Raw genomic sequence first — 15,797 nt, forward strand, 5'->3', positions numbered from 1 at the left:
TCATCCCTTGATATACGGCTTGCCGGCGGCGGCGGGACCGCGGATCTGCCCCGCGAAGCCCGCGACGGCGATGATCGTCACGAGGTACGGCAGCATCAGCATGAACTCGCTCGGAATCGGCGTCCGCAGCACGGTCAGCAGGTTCTGCAGATTGGTCGCGAAGCCGAAGAGCAGCGCGGCGAGCGTCGCACGGATCGGATCCCAGCGGCCGAAGATCACGGCCGCCAGGGCGATGAAGCCGAGGCCGGCGGTCATCTCCTTGGTGAATTGACCGACCGAGACGAGCGTGAAGTACGCGCCTCCGATCCCGGCGATCGCACCGGCCAGCGACACGTTCCAGAAGCGGCTCGAGTTGACCTTGATGCCGACGGTGTCGGCGGCCTGCGGATGCTCGCCCACCGCGCGCAGGCGCAGGCCCCAGCGGGTGCGGTACAGCCCCCACGCGACGGCGGCGACCGTCGCGTACATCAGGTAGACGATGAACGTCTGGTTGAACAGCACCGGCCCGATGATGGGGATGTCGCCGAGCAGCGGGATCTCCCAGCGGGTGAAGCGCACCGGGCGGTTCAGCTCGGCCTCGTTGGGCACGAGCAGCGCGCCGTAGAGGAAGCCGGTGAGGCCGGTGACCAGGACGTTGAGCACGACACCGACGATGACCTGGTCGACGAGGTACTTGATCGAGAACGCCGCGAGGACGAAGGCGACGAGCACGCCGCCGGCCATCGCGCCGACCAGCCCCACGAACGGGTTGTGCGTGATGCTGGCCAGCAGGGCGGCGCTGAACGCGCCGAAGAGGAACTGCCCCTCGATGGCGACGTTGACGACGCCGACGCGTTCGCCGATGACGCCGCCCAGGGCTCCGAAGATGAGCGGAACCGACAGCGATACCGCGCCGAACAGCAGGCCGGTGACGGGCACGAGTCCGCCGGCGGCGGCCCAGACCAGGAAAGCGAAGACGGCGAGGACGCCGAACACGATCGACAGCCACATCCCGGTGCGGCGGTACGAGTACGCGTCCCAGAACGCCCACGCGGTCAGCAGCACCAGCACCGCGAACACGATCCAGCTCGTCACGGCGGTCGGCACGCTGACGTTCGGAAGACCGATGGATGCCGCGGGGTCGCCGAGGCGGAACGTGCTGATACCGTCACGGGGCACCAGCAGGAAGAGCAGACCGAGCAGCACGGTGGCGATCGCCAGGGTGATCGGCATCTTGAAGTGGCGGACCTTGACGGTCGCCAGCTGCACCGTGCCGGCGGGCGCGGGAGCCGCGGCGGGAGCGGGAGTCGTCGGCGTGGAGGTCATGCGGCCACCGCCTTCTTCGCGGCCTTGGCTCTGGCCTTCGCGGCCTTCTCGGCGTCGGTCTTCGGAAGGAAGAAGATCGCGCGGATCAGCGGCGGTGCCGCGATGAAGAGCACGATCAGCGACTGCACCACGAGAACGATGTCGACCGGGATGTCCTGCGAGGCCTGCATCGTGAACGACCCGGCCTTCAGTGCGCCGAACAGGATGCCGGCGGCGAAGACGCCCCACGCACGGCTGCGGCCCAGGAGGGCCACCGTGATGGCATCGAACCCGATGCCGGCGTCGATGAGGCCGTCGAAGCCGGTCGTCACCGATCCCTGGATCTGGTTCATGCCCGCCAGGCCCGCCAGGCCGCCGGCGAAGAGCATCGCGTAGATGTACATGCGCTGGACCGAGATGCCGGCCGCGCGAGCCGCGTGCGGGTTCTCGCCGACGGCCCGCAACCGGAATCCGAGGCTCGAACGCTCGACCAGCCACCAGACGAAGACCGTCGCGCCGATGACGATGAGGAAGCCCCAGTCCAGCAACGGGAAGCGCGGGCCCAGCAGATCCGGGAACTGTGCGTTCGCGGGCGTCGCGGCCGAGATCGGCTGGTCGCCGGCGGGCCGCTGCAGGATGCCGGGGGTGCGGACCATCCACGTCACGAGGTAGAACGCGACGTAGTTGAGCATGATCGTGAGGATGACCTCGTGGGCGCCGGTGCGGGCCTTCAGGAGGCCGACGATGCCACCCCAGATCGCGCCGCCGGCGATGCCGGCGGCCAGGGTGATCGGCAGCTGCAGGAACATCGGCAGGTTCAGATTGAACGTCAGCAGGCCCGCCACCGCGCACGCGATGAGGATCTGCCCGCGCCCGCCGATGTTGAACAGGCCCACGCGGAAGGCCAGCGCCACGCCCAGGCCGGCTGCGATCAGCGGAGCCGCGAACCCCAGCGTGTTCGTGAGGGGACGGATCTGCGTCGCGAAGTCGTTCGCGCGCGGATTGAAGATCGCACCGCGGAACATCGCTTCGTACCCGCCGTACACCGAGTTCCAGATCGCGATGAACGTGTCGCCCGGACGAGCGAAGAAGTACCCCGCAGCCTCCTGCACCTCTTCATCGGTGATCGCCATGAGGATGCCACCGACGATCATCGCCACCACGATCGCGAGGATCGTCGTGACCCAGCTGCTGCGCAGCAGGTCTTTGATGAAGACGTTCTGCCGGGGTGCGGCCGGGATGCCGGCGGGGCTCGGCGATCCGGTGAGCGGGCCCGACACCGGAGGCAGCTGCTCGGGCGGCAGACCCTTCAGCGGCTCGGAGCCGACCCCGGGTGTCTGATCGCTCACGCGACGACCTCCTCTGGCTTCTCGCCGGCCATCATGAGGCCGAGCAGGTCACGGGGCGCATCGCCCGGCACGATGCCGATGATCGCGCCCCGGTACATCACGACGATGCGGTCCGCGAGAGCGGCGACCTCGTCGAGCTCGGTCGAGACGACGACGACCGGGATGCCGGCATCCCGTGTCTCGATGATCCGCTTGTGGATGAACTCGATCGAGCCGACGTCGACGCCACGGGTGGGCTGCGCGGCGACCAGCAGCTTGAGCTGCCTGCTCATCTCGCGCGCGATGACGACCTTCTGCTGGTTGCCGCCCGACAGGGTGCCGGCGGGGATGCCTGGTCCTTGCGTGCGGATGTCGTATTCCTCGATACGCGCCCGGGCGAACTCTTCGAGCACACCGCGGCGGATGGTGCCGCCCGACACGAACGCCTTGTCGCCGGAACGGTCGAGGATGAGGTTCTCGGCGACCGAGAACCCGCCCACGAGGCCATCCTCGGTGCGGTCCTCGGGAACGAAGCCGACGCCTTCGTCGAGGATGCCGCGCACGCTCTTGCCCACCAGTTCGACGCCGTCGAGGCTGATCGATCCGGTGACCCGCTCGGCGAGCCCGACGATCGCCTCGACGAGCTCGGTCTGCCCGTTGCCCTGCACCCCGGCGATCGCGACGACCTCGCCGGGACGCGCCTGGAAGGTGACGTTGTCGACCACCACGGTGCCGTTCGCGGTCACCACGCGCAGATCGCGCACGTCGAGGCCGCCCTCGGCGACCCGGGGCGCGTCCTTGTGCACGGTGAGCTCGACCGCGCGCCCGACCATGAGCGAGGCGAGCTCGGCGTTCGTCGCGGTCGGAAGCGCCTCGCCCACGACCTTGCCCAACCGGATCACGGTGATGCGGTCGGCGACGGCACGCACCTCGCGAAGCTTGTGGGTGATGAAGACGATGGAGGTTCCCTCATCGCGCAGCTGCCGCATGATCGCCATGAGCTCGTCGGTCTCTTGCGGGGTGAGCACCGCGGTGGGCTCGTCGAACACGAGCACCTTCGCGTCGCGCGACAGCGCCTTGATGATCTCGACGCGCTGCTGAACGCCGACGGGCAGATCGCCGACGATGGCATCGGGGTCGACTTCGAACCCGAACCTGTCCGCGACGGCACGCACGTGCTCGCGGGCCTTCGCGAGATCCAGCGCGCCGAGCGCCTTGGTGTCCTCGTGGCCGAGCATGACGTTCTCGGCCACGGTGAAGACGGGGATGAGCATGAAGTGCTGGTGGACCATCCCGATGCCTGCGGCCATGGCGTCGCCAGGACCCCGGAACCGCTGAACCTCGTCGTTCAGCAGGATCTCGCCCTCATCGGCCTGGTACAGGCCGTAGAGCACGTTCATCAGAGTGGACTTGCCCGCACCGTTCTCGCCCAGCAGGGCGTGGATCTCCCCCGGCTCGACCACCAGATCGATGTGGTCGTTCGCGACGAGGGAGCCGAAGCGCTTGGTGATCCCGCGCAGCTCGAGCTTCATATGTGCACCTTATATATCCGTTCACCCGCGGCACCATAGATCCGGTCGGCCGCGGCGCCATCGAATGCAGGGTCGCCCCGCACGGATGCGGCCGGGTGGAGTCCACCCGGCCGCATCGCGGATACCGCCTGCTTACGGCGAGCTGGGCGAGGTCACCTCGAGGTCACCCGAGATGATCTGCTCCTGCAGGGCGGCCAGCTCGTCGAGCAGGCCCTCCGGCAGCTCGGCCTCGAACGAGCCGAAGCTCGACAGGCCGACACCCTCGTTCTCGAGCGTGCCGATGTACGGCGCCACGTCGAACTCGCCGGTGGAGGCCTCGAGGGTGGCCTCGTAGACCGCCTCGTCGATGCGCTTCTTGATGGACACGAGGACCATGTCGGCGACCGAGGGGTCGGCGACGGCGAGGTCGGAGTCGACACCGAGCATGACGGCGCTCGAGCCGCCGTCGGTGATCGCGTCACGCGCGCTCTGGTAGATGGGCCCGCCGACGGGCAGGATCACGTCGACACCCTGGTCGAGGATTCCCTGCATCGCCTGCTTCGCGGTGTCGTTGGCCTGGAAGCCACCGGTCATCGAGCCCTGCTGCGACGCGACGTCCCAGCCGAAGGTCTCGACCGCGGCGCCCTTGTCCTCGTTGTACTTCGCGACACCGTCGACGAAGCCGTCCATGAAGATCGTGACCGGCGGGATCGGGATGCCGCCGACCGTGCCGACCTTGTTCACGCCCGACTGAGCGGACCATGCGGCCGCGGCGTAGCCGCCGAGGTACGCGGCCTGCACCGTGTCGAACATGAGGGGCTTGATGTTGGGGGCGTCGGTGGTGCCGTCGCCGATGTCGTTGCCTTCGTCATCCTGTGCGCCGGTGTTGTCGGCCCAGTCGTCGATGATGGCGTAGCTGACCTCGGGGTTGGCGTTGGCCGAGGTGATGGTGTCGGCCGACAGCTTGAAGCCGACCGAGACGATGAACGAGCAGCCCTCGGCGATGAGGTTCTCGAGGTTGGGCGCGTAGTCGTTGGCCGAGCTGGATTCCACCTCGATCATTTCGACGCCCAGCTCGTCGGCCGCGCGCTCCATGCCCTCGAGCGCCGACTGGTTGAACGACTTGTCGTTGAAGCCGCCGTCGTCGGACACGAGGCAAGGGGTGAAGCCCTCGACGACGTTGCCGGCGTCGCCGCCGTCGGTCGGGTCCGCCTCAGGGGCGGAGCCGCAGCCCGCAAGGGCGATCAGAAGGCCCGCCGCGGCTGTGACGCCGGCGAGCTTCTTGGTGCGTGAGATGGTCAACTCAGCCTCCACATCCATGACCCCCGAGTCCTTCACGGGGACTGGATCAAGTTACACACTGTGACGCCGCACTTGCATACACGGCGAACGCCTTCCCGGCAATGGTTACAAAGACGCAATACAGCCGTCATGAGCGGATGCCGCGGCATCCGTCCCCGCCGCAGGTCAGAGCACCTCGCCGCGACCGCTCAGCTTGAGCGCGTCGACCACGCCCTTGACCCGCTGCGCGTGCTCGCTGGTGGTGACCAGGAGCGCGTCCTCGGTGTCGACCACGACGATGTCGCGCACCCCGATGAGGCTGATCACACGGCGGGTCTGGCTGACGACGATGCCGCTGGCGGCGTCCGAGAGGATGCGGGCGTTCGGTCCCAGGATCGCCAGGTCGTTCTTGCGTCCGCCCGAGTTGAGCTTCGCGAGGCTCGCGAAATCCCCCACGTCGTCCCAGTCGAAGTGGCCGGGGATGACGGCGAGCCGCCCGCGCGCTGCGGCGGGCTCGGCGACCGCGTAGTCGATCGCGATCTTGGTGAGCGTCGGCCAGATGCGGTCGACGACGGGGCCGCGCAGGTCGCGGTCGTCCCACGCCTCGGCGAGGTCCATCAGGCCCGCATAGAGCTGCGGCTCGTTCTCGGCGATCTCTCCGAGCAGCACGTCGGCCCGTGAGATGAACATGCCCGCGTTCCACAGGTAGTTGCGATCGGCGAAGTAGTCCTTGGCCGTGTCGAGGTCGGGCTTCTCGACGAAGCTCTCGACGAGAGCGGCCTCGGGGGCGCCGTCGACCACGAGCGCCGACCCCTTCTTGATGTAGCCGAAGCCGACCGACGGTTCGGACGGCTGGATCCCGATCGTGCAGATGTACCCTTCGCGGGCGGTGGCGACGGCCTGCTGCACCGCCCAGTCGAACAGCTGGGGCACGCGGATCACGTGGTCGGCGGCGAACGAGCCGATGATGACGTCGGGCTCGCGACGCACCAGGACCGCGGCGGCCAGGCCGATCGCCGCAGTGGAGTCGCGGGGCTCGGACTCGAGGAACACGTTCTTGTCGGCGATTCCCGGCAGCTCCTTCTCGACCGCCGCTCGATGCGCGCGGCCGGTCACGACCGCGATGCGGTCGCGGCCGGCGAGGGGCTCGAGCCGGTCCCAGGTGTCGCGCAGCAGCGTCTGACCCGACCCCGTCAGGTCGTGCAGGAACTTGGGGGCGTCGGCCCGCGACAGCGGCCACAGCCGGCTGCCGATGCCGCCCGCAGGGATGACGGCGTAGAAGTCTTCGATCGCGTGGGCCATGCGTCACAGGGTAACCGGCTCTCGCTCACCGGGAGCGGGTGAGGCGCCCCTTCGTCGCCGCGTGCCGAATGCGGGAATAGGATGAAACGTACAGGTTCCAATCAGGGAGGACGGCCGTGTCTGCACCAGCGCGCGTCACACCGTCGGTATCCGAGACCACTTCCCGAGTCCCCCGCGGCACCCTGTACCGCGGGAACGAAGGCATGTGGTCGTGGGTACTGCATCGCATCACCGGCATCGCCATCTTCTTCTTCCTCCTCGTGCATGTGCTCGACACAGCACTGATCCGCGTCTCGCCCGAGGCGTACGACGCCGTCATCGGCACGTACAAGAACTGGGTCATGGCACTCGGCGAGGTCGCCCTGGTCGGCGCGATCGCCTACCACGCGTACAACGGCCTGCGGATCATCGCCGTCGACCTGTGGTCGTGGGCCACCCGCCACCAGCGGCAGCTGTGGTGGGGCGTGCTCGGCCTCTGGGTCGTCACGATGCTCGGGTTCGCTCCCCGGCATCTCATGCTGGCGTTCGCACCGGGAGGCGGTCACTGATGAGCGCGACCATCGCCGACCCCCGTGCACCGCACGCTCCCGTCCGCCGCAAGGGTCCGAACCTCGAGAAGTGGGGCTGGATCTACATGCGGGTCTCGGGCGTGTTCCTCGTGATCCTGATCTTCGGCCACCTGTTCGTGAACCTGATGCTCGGCGAGGGCATCCACGGCATCGACTTCGCCTTCGTCGCCGGCAAGTTCGCTTCGCCCTTCTGGCAGTGGTGGGACGTGCTCATGCTGTGGCTCGCGCTCATCCACGGCGCCAACGGCATGCGCACGATCGTCAACGACTACGTGACGCACGCCACGACCCGCCGCGTGCTGGTGTGGGCGCTGTGGCTCGCAGCCGGGTTCCTGATCGTCCTCGGCACGCTCGTCGTGTTCACGTTCGACCCGTGCCTGGGCCTGAGCGACACCAGCGCCGACTGGCTTCAGGAACAGTGCGCGTAGCGCCGGCGACGACCGACACCTCCCTCCACCGAAAGCACTGAGAGTGACCACGCAGAGCATCGACAGCTACGTCCGAGACGGCGTCCACTACCACCAGTTCGACATCGTCATCGTGGGAGCCGGCGGCGCCGGCATGCGCGCGGCGATCGAGGCGGGCCCGGGGGCGCGGACGGCCGTGATCTCGAAGCTGTACCCGACGCGGTCGCACACCGGCGCGGCGCAGGGCGGCATGGCGGCGGCGCTGGCCAACGTCGAAGAGGACTCGTGGGAGTGGCACACCTTCGACACCGTCAAGGGCGGCGACTACCTCGTCGACCAGGACGCCGCCGAGATCCTCGCGCGAGAGGCGATCGACGCCGTCATCGACCTCGAGAACATGGGCCTGCCGTTCAACCGCACCCCCGAGGGCAAGATCGACCAGCGCCGCTTCGGCGGGCACACCGCCGATCACGGCAAGACCCCGGTGCGTCGCGCGTGCTACGCGGCCGACCGCACCGGTCACATGATCCTGCAGACGCTGTTCCAGAACTGCGTCAAGCTCGGCATCAACTTCTTCAACGAGTTCTACGTGCTCGACCTGATCACGGTGCAGGGTGAGGACGGCGGCACCGAGATCGCCGGCGTCGTGGCCTACGAGCTCGCCACCGGCGACCTGCACGTCTTCCACTCGAAGGCCGTCATCTTCGCCACCGGAGGCTTCGGCAAGATCTTCAAGACGACCTCCAACGCGCACACCCTCACGGGCGACGGCGTCGGGATCATCTGGCGCAAGGGTCTGCCCCTGGAGGACATGGAGTTCTTCCAGTTCCACCCCACCGGCCTCGCCGGGCTCGGCATCCTGCTGACCGAGGGCGCCCGCGGTGAGGGCGCGATCCTGCGGAACGCGTCGGGCGAGCGCTTCATGGAGCGCTACGCGCCGACCATCAAGGACCTCGCACCCCGCGACATCGTCAGCCGCTGCATGGTGCAGGAGGTCGCCGAGGGTCGTGGCGCCGGTCCGCACCGGGACTATGTGCTGCTGGACTGCACGCACCTGGGCGCCGAGGTGCTCGAGACCAAGCTCCCCGACATCACCGAGTTCGCCCGCACCTACCTCGGTGTGGACCCGGTCGTCGAGCCGGTGCCGGTCATGCCCACGGCGCACTACGCGATGGGCGGCATCCCGACCAACAACGACGCCCAGGTCCTCAGCAGCAACACCACCGTCGTCCCCGGCCTGTATGCCGCCGGCGAGTGCGCGTGCGTGTCGGTGCACGGCTCGAACCGCCTCGGCACGAACTCGCTGCTCGACATCAACGTCTTCGGCAAGCGCGCCGGCCGCAACGCGGTCGAGTACGTCAAGACCGCCGAGTTCGTGCCGCTTCCGGAAGACCCGGCCGCCGAGGTGCGCGGTCTTATCGAGGGGCTGCGCAACAACCAGGGCACCGAGCGGATCGCCGTGCTGCGCAAGACGCTCCAGGACGAGATGGACCGCAAGGCCCAGGTCTTCCGCACCGAGGAATCGCTCGGCGAGGTGCTCGAGGTGATCTCGGAACTGCGCGAGCGGTTCAAGAACATCCACGTCGACGACAAGGGCAAGCGCTACAACACCGACCTGCTCGAGGCGGTCGAGCTCGGGTTCCTGCTCGACATCGCCGAGGTCGTCGTCGTGACCGCCCGCAACCGCAAGGAGAGCCGCGGCGGCCACATGCGCGACGACTTCCCCCAGCGCGACGATGAGAACTACATGCAGCACACGATGGCGTACCTGTCGGGAGACGCCGGGTCCTCGCATTCGGAGGACCACATCCGCCTCGACTGGAAGCCCGTCGTGTTCACCAAGAACGAGGCCGGCGAGTTGCGTTACCCGCCGCTGGAGAGGAAGTACTGATGGCCACCACCGCCACAGACATCATCGAGCGCACCGACGCCGACGCCGCCGAGCGTGTCGAGGAGGCCTCGAACGACACCGGCATCCAGTCGTTCCTGGTGACCTTCATCATCCGCCGGTTCAACCCCGAGGTGGACGAAGAGCCGCGCTGGGTGGACTACGACGTCGAGCTCTATTCCACGGACCGCGTGCTCGACGCGCTGCACAAGATCAAGTGGGAGGTCGACGGCTCGCTGTCGTTCCGCCGGTCGTGCGCGCACGGCATCTGCGGCTCCGACGCGATGCGCATCAACGGCCGCAACCGGCTGGCGTGCAAGACCCTCATCAAGGATCTCGACATCTCGCAGCCGATCTACGTCGAGGCGATCAAGGGCCTGCCGCTCGAGAAGGACCTCATCGTCGACATGGAGCCGTTCTTCGCCTCCTACCGCGAGGTGCAGCCCTTCCTCATCGCAGGCTCCAAGCCCGAGCCGGGCAAGGAGCGCATCCAGTCGATCGTCGACCGCGAGGTCTTCGACGACACCACCAAGTGCATCCTGTGCGCGGCGTGCACCTCGTCGTGCCCGGTGTTCTGGACCGACGGCCAGTACTTCGGCCCTGCGGCCATCGTCAACGCCCACCGGTTCATCTTCGACTCGCGCGACGACGCCGGCGACGTGCGCCTGGACATCCTCAACGACAAGGAGGGCGTGTGGCGCTGCCGCACGACCTTCAACTGCACTGAGGCATGCCCCCGCGGCATCGAGGTGACCAAGGCGATCGCCGAGGTCAAGCAGGCCGTGCTGCGCGGACGGCCCTAGGGCATCCGCCGTGGGCGCGTCGCAACGGAGCGACCGGCCGCAGCACGGTTCCGACAGCGGCGGACGACAGGACGGTGAACGGATGTCGGCGGCATCCGTTCCCGTCGGTCTGAAGTCGTCGCGTCTCGCGGTCTCGGCCGCGTATGCGGCCCAGGGCCTCGGCTACGCCGTGGTGGTGACGTCGCTGCCTGCCCTCAAAGCCCGTCAGGACGTCGACGACACCGTCGTATCGATGCTCGTGCTCGGCGTGGCCTTGGCAGCCGCGGCGGGATCGGTGCTGGCCAATCTCGTCGCCGTCCGCTTCGGCAGTCGCGCGGCGCTCGCGCTGGGGCTCGTGATCCAGGCGGTCGCGCTCCCGGTGATCGCGGTCCCCACACCGTTCGCCGGGTTCGCGGCGGCGTTCGCGGTGTTCGGCATCGGGCTCGGCTGCGTGGACGCCGCTGCCGCGATGCAGGGCGTCGCCGTGCAGCGAGCGTACGGACGACACCTTCTCGGCGGTTTCTTCGCCGCCGCGACGGCGGCGGCGATCGCCGGAGCGCTCCTGGTGTCGCTGGTCGCGGCATCCGCGCTCGCCGCCGGCATCGCGCTGACCGGCGCCGCCGCGATCGCCCTCGCCGCGGGGATCGTCGTCGCGCGAATCGGCCTGCGCGAGACGCCGGTGGACGAGGCGCTGCCGAAGGCGGAGCGGGCGCGGCTCCCCCGCGCGGGCATCTGGGTGTTCGGTCTCGTGGTGCTCGCGGTCTTCGTCGCGGACTCCGCGGTGAGCACCTGGAGCACCGTGTACCTGCAGGACGACCTCGCCGCCCTCGCGTGGATCGCGCCGCTCGGCTACGCCGCCTACCAAACCGTGGTGCTGGTCACCCGCCTCGTGACCGACCGCCTGGTGACGGCGATCGGCCGGCGGCGGCTCGTCGCGATCGCGGCGGGCGTGTCGGCCGTCGGCTGTGCGATCGTCGCCCTCATCCCTCTGCCGGGTGCCGCGGTCGCGGGATTCGCGCTGGCCGGAGTGTCGGCGGGCGTGCTGATCCCCGTGACGTTCGGCGCCGCCGGCGAGCTCGATCCGCGCCACAGCGATCAGGTCATCGCGCGCGTGAACCTCTTCAACTACGCCGGCGCGATCCTCGGCGCCGTCGTGGTCGGGCTGCTGGCCGATGCGCCCGGTCTCGGCCCGGCCTTCCTGCTTCCCGCAGTCGCGCTGGCGGCCGTGCTCTTCGCGGTGCCGCGGTTCCAGACGAGAACGGATGCCGCGTCCACCCCGGGACGAAGCATCCGTCATCGCTAATCTGACATCGTGAGCGAAAAGGGCCGATCCGGCCGGCACCGGCACGCGCAGGTCCAGGCCGACGCCGCGCAGCGCGAGGAGGAGTCGCTGCGGGAGCGGTGGGAGGCGACGCAGGAGAGTCTGCGCGAGCGGTTCGACGAGCCGATCAGCAAGGCCACGGCGCTCACCCAGCGCACGCTCGGGTGGTTCCCGGTGCGCGTGTGGCGACGGTTCCTGCAGCGCAACGGCTTCCTCCTCGCGGCGGGGGTCAGCTACCAGGCCCTGTTCGCCACGTTCGCGGGGATCTACGTGGCGTTCGCGATCGCCGGGCTCTGGCTGGGCGGCAGCACGGAGGCGATCGACGGGCTGATCGATCTCATCAACAGCTACATCCCCGGGCTGATCAGCGAGAACGGCCTGTTCACCCGGGAGCAGGTGACCGACATCGCCACGACGAACGCCGGGGTGCTCGGCATTACGGGTGCGATCGCCCTGGGGACCCTCATGTGGACCGCGATCGGATTCGTCACGTTCGCCCGCCGCGCCGTGCGCGACATCTTCGGGCTGCCGCCCGACCTGCGCAGCTACTTCATGCTGAAGGCGCGCGACCTCTTCGGCGCGATCCTGTTCGCCGTGGCGCTGCTGCTCGGCTTCGCGGCCACCTCGATCGGCACCTGGGCGCTGCAGCTCGTCTTCGGGCTGTTCGGATGGAGTGATACCTCGGGCTGGTTCGGCATGGCGACGCGCATCGGATCCATCCTCATCTCGTTCGTGATCTTCGCCGCCGCCCTGGCCGCGCTGATCCGTTTCCTCACCGGGACGAAGCTGCCGTGGCGGCGCATCTGGCCGGGCGCGCTCCTGGGTGGCGGCGCGATCACCGTGCTCGAATTCTTCACCGGGTGGCTGTTCGTCTACACGCCGACCAATGCACTGCTGGCGACCTTCGCGATCTTCGTCGGCATGCTGCTGTGGTTCCGGATCATCGGCATCATCATCCTCGTGGCCGCCTCATGGATCGCCATCTCGGCCGAGGACCAGGACATCCCGCTGCTCCCGCAGAGTGAGGCGGACCGCCTCGCGGCCGAGCATGCCGCCCTTGTCGTCGCAGCCCGCGTGCGACTGCGCACCGCGCGGGAGGCCCGCGACGCTGCGCCGTGGTTCCGGGCGTGGGCAGCCGACCGAGCGGTGCGAAACGCCGAGCACGAACTGGCGCAGGTGCAGGCATCCGCTCCCCCCGTCCGGAAGAAGGCGGGCAGCCTGTTCGAGTGAGTGTCGGCGGGGCTGGATAGGCTGGCGGGCGTGTCTCGCCGTGTTCGCATCGCCTCTGTCAACGTCAACGGAATCCGCGCGGCGACGCGCAAGGGAATGCTCGAATGGCTCGACGCAGCCGACATCGACGTGATGGCCCTCCAGGAGGTCCGCGCGACCGAGGAGGAGCTGCGCACGGCCCTGCCCGGGTGGGAGATCGTCAACGACGAAGCGCTGGCCAAGGGCCGTGCCGGCGTGGCGGTGGCGAGCCGGATGCCGTCGGTCGATGTGCGCCGCGTGCTCGGTCCCGAGCCGCTCGACAGCGCCGGCCGGTGGATCGAGGCCGACTTCGACATCGACGGCGAGCGGCTGATCGTTGTCAGCGCGTACGTGCACACCGGCGAGGCCGAAACGCCCCGGCAGGACGCGAAGTGGGCGTTCCTCGACGCGATGGAGGCGCGCCTGCCGCAGCTGGCCGCGGCGTCGCCGCTCGCGCTGGTGATGGGCGACCTCAACGTCGGGCACCGCGAGCTCGACATCCGCAACTGGAAGGGCAACGTCAAGAAGGCCGGCTTCCTCCCTCGCGAGCGCGCCTACTTCGACCGGTTCTTCGGCGAGGCCGGAACCGAGGTCACCGGTGTCGACGGCTCCGTGGGAACGGGGCTCGGCTGGGTCGACGTCGGCCGGCGCTTCCACGGCGACGTCGACGGTCCTTACACGTGGTGGTCGATGCGCGGACGCGCGTTCGACAACGACTCGGGCTGGCGGATCGACTATCACCTCGCCACTCCGGCGCTCGGCGAGCGCGTGGCGGACTACCGCGTCGTGCGCGCGCCCTCGTGGGACACCCGCTGGAGCGACCACGCCCCGGTCGTCGCGGAATACACCCTCGGCAGATAGCCCCGGCTCACGGACGCGCCGCCGGGCGCGGGGCGCGCGGTTCGTCCGGCACCTCCCCGGAGGCGCAACCTCGTATGGCTAGACTCCGCGAGGGGGAGGCCACAGACGGGGGTTCACTGTGCACGACCGGAAGATGCTCGCGGGCGCGAGCGCGCTCATGGCGATGGCGGCCGCGATGGTACTCGGCGGGTGCGCTCCGGCGGCCGACTCCGAGCCGACGCTCACCGGATCCATCGACCTGGTGGCCGACGGCGTCGACACGGCCGGATGGACCGTCACGGCGTGGAGCCTCGGATCGGACGGAGCCGAACCGGGCGCCACCACCACGACCGACGACGACGGCGCCTTCGAACTCGACGCGGGCGACGCCGTGCTCGTCTACCTCGACGCACGGCCGGCCGACTCCGACCGGGCGCTGCTGGCCGCGGTCGCGACCTCCGACGCGAGCGAGGTCACGCTCAACGAGCGGACGACGGTCGCGGCCGGGTACGGGCTCGCCCAGTTCTACGGCGTCGATGCCCCGTCGGGCGACCCCCGGTGGCTCGTGAACGCGACGAGCATGGCGGCCAATCTCGCCGATCCGGTGACCGGCGACTACGGCGAGGTCCTCACGACATCGCCCAACGGCTCCGAGACGAGCACCCTGGCCACCTTCACCTCGCTGACCGACATTCTCAGCGCCTGTCTCGCCGACACCGCGGCCTGCGACGCGCTGTTCGATGCCGGAGCCGACGACAGCAAGCCCGAGACTGCCGCCGCCGCGTTCGCCGCGATCGCGCGCGATCCCTCGGCCTCGGCCGCAGCGCTCTTCGACGTCGCTTCCGGCGCGAGCGGCGAGCGCCCCGGCCTCTCCGACGTTCCTGCGGCGTGGACGCTCGCGCTGCGTTTCGACGGCGACGGTGAGTCACTCTCGGGCCCGGGCAACTTCACGATCGATCCCGACGGCAACATCTGGATCAACAACAACTACCAGTACAACGCCGACCCGGCCGTCGCGGTGTGCGGCAGCGACCAGGCGTTCGGATTCGCGCCCGACGGTGAGCTCATCGCCACATTGCAGGGCGGCGGGTTGAGCGGCTCGGGCTTCGGCATCGAGTTCGACCGCAGCGGCCGGCTCTGGTTCAGCAACTTCGGGTTCGCCGCTGCGGCGCCGGGCTGCCCCGAAGAGGACCAGCCGCCGCACAACAGCATGTCGCTCTTCGATGGCGACACCGCGGTCTCACCCGACACCGGATTCACCCAGGGCGACCTGAGCTGGCCGCAGGGCATCGAGTTCGACGGCGACGGCACCCTGTGGATCGCGAACTGCGGCAACGACTCGGTCGCCGTCTACCCTGAGGGCGACCCCGACCAGGCGCGCAACCTCGGTTCGTTCGGGCTGGAGGCGCCCTTCGCGATCGTCGACAACGGGCAGAACGTCTTCGTCACCGGCACTGTCAACAGCGCCGTCGCGGTGCTCGAACGCGATGGGACGCCCGCGTCCTTCTCGCCGCTGACGGGGGCGTTCGACCGGCCGATGGGCATCGCCGCCGACGCGGAGGGCAACGTGTGGGTGGCCAATTCCGGCGGCATCACCCTGCCGTGCCCCGACCGCACGGCCGAGGGCCGCGGCACGCCGTCGGTCACGATGATCGCGCCGGACGGCACCGTCTCGACGCCCTACACCGGCGGCGGCGTCACACTCCCCTGGGGCATCGCGACCGACGGCGACGGCAACGTGTGGGTCGCCGACTTCAGCAAGCAGCGGGTGGCCGCATTCTGCGGGGCGGATGCCGCGACCTGCCCGCGCGGACTGGTCACGGGTGAGGCGATCTCGCCCGACGACACCGGCTACGCCTTCGACGGCCTGACTCGCAGCACCGGAATCGCGGTGGATCCGTCCGGCAACGTGTGGGTCACGAACAACTGGCTCACCGACGCGGAGCAGACGAATCCCGGCGGTCACCAGATCGTCGCGTTCGTCGGGGCGGCGGCGCCGGTACCCGTCGAGCCGTTCGAGTAGGGCGTCCCCGCGT

At 69.2% G+C, this 15,797-nt stretch carries 13 protein-coding genes; 8 read left to right on the forward strand and 5 right to left on the reverse strand.

Annotated features, from left to right (window positions below; all coding sequences use genetic code 11):
- The 5 genes from HF576_RS08965 to HF576_RS08985 all read right to left on the reverse strand — a co-directional run bounded on the left by HF576_RS08965 (position 1) and on the right by HF576_RS08985 (position 6,706).
- Positions 1-1,305, reverse strand: a complete 1,305-nt coding sequence (locus tag HF576_RS08965; RefSeq protein WP_168912455.1) for an ABC transporter permease — start codon at positions 1,303-1,305, stop codon at positions 1-3.
- A complete protein-coding gene (locus tag HF576_RS08970; protein ID WP_343234219.1) occupies positions 1,302-2,633 on the reverse strand; it encodes an ABC transporter permease in 1,332 nt (443 codons plus the stop codon). Before HF576_RS08970 ends, HF576_RS08965 begins: the two co-directional genes overlap by 4 nt.
- Positions 2,630-4,144, reverse strand: coding sequence for an ABC transporter ATP-binding protein (locus tag HF576_RS08975; RefSeq protein WP_168912456.1), 1,515 nt, complete (start codon positions 4,142-4,144; stop codon positions 2,630-2,632). The genes HF576_RS08970 and HF576_RS08975 overlap by 4 nt, the downstream gene beginning before the upstream one ends.
- A gap of 132 nt (positions 4,145-4,276) precedes the next feature.
- Entirely contained in the window at positions 4,277-5,425 is a 1,149-nt protein-coding gene (locus tag HF576_RS08980) for a BMP family lipoprotein (protein WP_168912772.1), read from the reverse strand.
- Positions 5,426-5,590: 165 nt separating this feature from the next.
- Positions 5,591-6,706 (reverse strand): mannose-1-phosphate guanylyltransferase, encoded by a 1,116-nt coding sequence (locus HF576_RS08985; RefSeq protein WP_168912457.1) that lies wholly within the window; start codon positions 6,704-6,706, stop codon positions 5,591-5,593.
- Between the two features lie 116 nt (positions 6,707-6,822).
- Here HF576_RS08985 and sdhC point away from each other — a divergent pair, with 116 nt between their 5' ends.
- The 8 genes from sdhC to HF576_RS20750 all read left to right on the forward strand — a co-directional run bounded on the left by sdhC (position 6,823) and on the right by HF576_RS20750 (position 15,784).
- On the forward strand, positions 6,823-7,254 hold the full coding sequence (gene sdhC / locus HF576_RS08990; protein WP_168912458.1) for a succinate dehydrogenase, cytochrome b556 subunit: 432 nt from the start codon (positions 6,823-6,825) through the stop codon (positions 7,252-7,254).
- Positions 7,254-7,703: a succinate dehydrogenase hydrophobic membrane anchor subunit gene (locus HF576_RS08995; protein ID WP_205835069.1), complete on the forward strand. Its 450-nt coding sequence runs from the start codon at positions 7,254-7,256 to the stop codon at positions 7,701-7,703. The genes sdhC and HF576_RS08995 overlap by 1 nt, the downstream gene beginning before the upstream one ends.
- 43 nt (positions 7,704-7,746) lie before the next feature.
- Positions 7,747-9,573: a succinate dehydrogenase flavoprotein subunit gene (sdhA, locus tag HF576_RS09000; RefSeq protein WP_168912459.1), complete on the forward strand. Its 1,827-nt coding sequence runs from the start codon at positions 7,747-7,749 to the stop codon at positions 9,571-9,573.
- Complete coding sequence (locus HF576_RS09005) at positions 9,573-10,373, forward strand: succinate dehydrogenase iron-sulfur subunit (protein WP_205835070.1); 801 nt, start codon at positions 9,573-9,575, stop codon at positions 10,371-10,373. Before sdhA ends, HF576_RS09005 begins: the two co-directional genes overlap by 1 nt.
- Before the next feature lie 10 nt (positions 10,374-10,383).
- Positions 10,384-11,655 carry an MFS transporter gene (locus HF576_RS09010; RefSeq protein WP_343234220.1) on the forward strand — a complete coding sequence of 424 codons (1,272 nt, stop codon included), beginning with the start codon at positions 10,384-10,386 and terminating at the stop codon, positions 11,653-11,655.
- 9 nt (positions 11,656-11,664) lie between these two features.
- Positions 11,665-12,903, forward strand: coding sequence for a YhjD/YihY/BrkB family envelope integrity protein (locus HF576_RS09015; protein ID WP_168912460.1), 1,239 nt, complete (start codon positions 11,665-11,667; stop codon positions 12,901-12,903).
- A gap of 30 nt (positions 12,904-12,933) precedes the next feature.
- Positions 12,934-13,782 (forward strand): exodeoxyribonuclease III, encoded by an 849-nt coding sequence (locus HF576_RS09020; protein WP_343234221.1) that lies wholly within the window; start codon positions 12,934-12,936, stop codon positions 13,780-13,782.
- A gap of 118 nt (positions 13,783-13,900) precedes the next feature.
- A complete protein-coding gene (locus HF576_RS20750; protein ID WP_168912462.1) occupies positions 13,901-15,784 on the forward strand; it encodes an NHL repeat-containing protein in 1,884 nt (627 codons plus the stop codon).
- Positions 15,785-15,797 lie beyond the last annotated feature (13 nt).

Source organism: Microbacterium salsuginis, assembly GCF_012524205.1.
Classification (GTDB): domain Bacteria; phylum Actinomycetota; class Actinomycetes; order Actinomycetales; family Microbacteriaceae; genus Microbacterium; species Microbacterium salsuginis.